1 protein-coding gene is annotated in these 2,114 nt (G+C 67.7%); it reads left to right on the top strand.

Features of this window, described 5'->3' with window-relative positions:
• Positions 1–2,114: condensation domain-containing protein (locus tag EKL15_RS24610; RefSeq protein WP_203090521.1), on the top strand; the 2,114-nt coding region annotated here is incomplete at both ends.

The following is a 2,114-nucleotide window of genomic DNA, read 5'->3' as shown; positions in this document are numbered from 1 at the left end:
GGTGGCGTGGGTGGTGCCGGCTGCCGGCGTGGCGGAAGAGACGCTGGCAGGCGCGCTGCGGCAGCATGTGAGCGCGGCGCTACCAGACTATATGGTGCCGTCGGCCTGGGTGGTGGTGGCGGCGTTGCCGCTGTCGCCGAACGGCAAGCTGGATCGTCGGGCGTTGCCGGAGCCGCAGGGGGCGCAGAGCCAGGCAGCGTACGAAGCGCCGCAGGGTGAACACGAAACGCTGCTGGCGGCGATCTGGCGCGAACTGCTGAACGTGGAGCAGGTAGGCCGCCACGATAACTTCTTCGAGCTGGGGGGCCACTCGCTGCTGGCGGTGAAGTTGATGGCTCAGCTGCGGCGCGCCGGTTGGGGAGCGAACGTGCAGACGTTGTTCTCAACGCCGACGCTGTCGGCGCTGGCGCAGGCGATGAGCGCGCAAGGTGAGATCGACATACCGGAAAACCGGATTTTACCGGGCGGGGCCTCCATTACGCCGGAGATGTTGCCGCTGGCGACGCTGAGCCAGCCGGAAATCGACGCGGTGGTGGCGCAGGTGCCGGGCGGCGTGGCCAACGTACAGGACATCTACGCCTTGTCGCCGCTGCAGGAGGGGATTTTGTTCCACCATCTGCTGGCGGAACGGGGTGACCCGTACCAGCTGTCCGCGGTGCTGCGTTTCGACAGCCGTGCGCGACTGGACGCCTGGCTGGCGGCGATGCAGCAGGTGATCGATCGCCATGACATTCTGCGCACTGCGTTCATCACGCAGGGCATGTCCTCGCCGGTGCAGGTGGTGTGGCGCAAGGCTGAGCTGGCGCTGAGCGAGCGGCGTTTCGATCCGGCTGACGGCCCGATTTGGCAACAGCTGGCGGCCAGCTTTGATCCGTTGCAGCAGCGGCAGGATCTGACCCGCGCGCCGCTGCTCAACTTTACCGTCACGCAGGAGGAGGACGGCAGCTGGTGCGCTTTGCAGCAGTGGCATCATCTGATTGGCGATCACTCCACGTTGGCCTTCATGGAGCAAGAGATCGGCGAGATCCTCGCCGGCCGTGGGGCACAGCTGGGCGTCGCCCAGCCGTTCCGCAATGCGGTGGCGCAGGCGCGCCTGGCTCTCAGCGAGGCGGAGCATGAAAGCTTCTTCCGCGACATGTTGGCAGATATCCGCGAGCCGGTGCTGCCGTTCGGCCTGAGCGACGTGCACGGCGAAGGGCGGCAAATCGCCTGCCGCTACCAGGCGCTCTCTTCGGCGCTGAACCTGCGGTTGCGGCGACAGGCGCGGCGGCTGGGCGTCAGCCTGGCCAGCCTGTGCCACCTGGCCTGGGCGCAGGTGCTGGCGAGCGTCAGCGGGCGAGACGCGGTCGTGTTCGGCACCGTATTGCTGGGGCGTCTGCAGGGCGGCGAAGGCGCGGAACGGGCATTGGGGTTGTTTATCAACACGTTGCCGCTGCGTCTGGATATCGATCGGCGAGGCGTGGAGACGGCGGCAAGAGAGGCACACGTGCGGCTGAGCGGGCTGCTGGCGCATGAACATGCGCCGCTGGCATTGGCGCAGCGCTGCAGCGGCGTCAGCCCTGGGGCGCCGCTGTTCAGCGCCTTGCTCAACTATCGCCACAACAACGGCGAAGCAGTGGCGTTGCCGGAAGGTGTCAGCCTGCTGAGCGCCGAAGAGCGTACCAACTATCCGTTCGTGTTATCGGTGGAGGACGGCGGCGATTCGCTGGGCGTGACGGTGCAGGTGACCGAGACGGTCGATGCCCAGCGGGTGTGTGACTATATGGTGCAGGCGCTGAGCTCACTGGCGCAAGCGCTGGAGCAGGCGCCGGAGACGCCGGTGTGTTCACTGGCGGTGGTGCCGGAGGCGGAACGCGAACTGCTGCTGCATGGCTGGAACCGCACCGAGCGTGACTATCCGCTGGATCAGACGCTGGCGGCGCTGTTCGAGCAGCAGGTGCGCCGCACGCCGGACGCCACCGCGCTGGTGAGCGGAGCGGAAAGCCTGAGCTACGCCCAGCTGAACGCCCGCGCCAACCGGCTGGCGCACGCGCTGATAGCGCGCGGCGTCGGTCCGGACAGCCGGGTGGCGGTGTGCGCCGAACGCGGCCTGCACATGGTGACGGCGCTGTTCG

Source organism: Serratia sp. 4542 (assembly GCF_016805595.1).
Classification (GTDB): Bacteria; Pseudomonadota; Gammaproteobacteria; order Enterobacterales; family Enterobacteriaceae; genus Serratia; species Serratia nevei.
The sequence above is the reverse complement of the archived record's forward strand: the minus strand, read 5'-3'. Positions and strand labels throughout refer to the sequence as shown.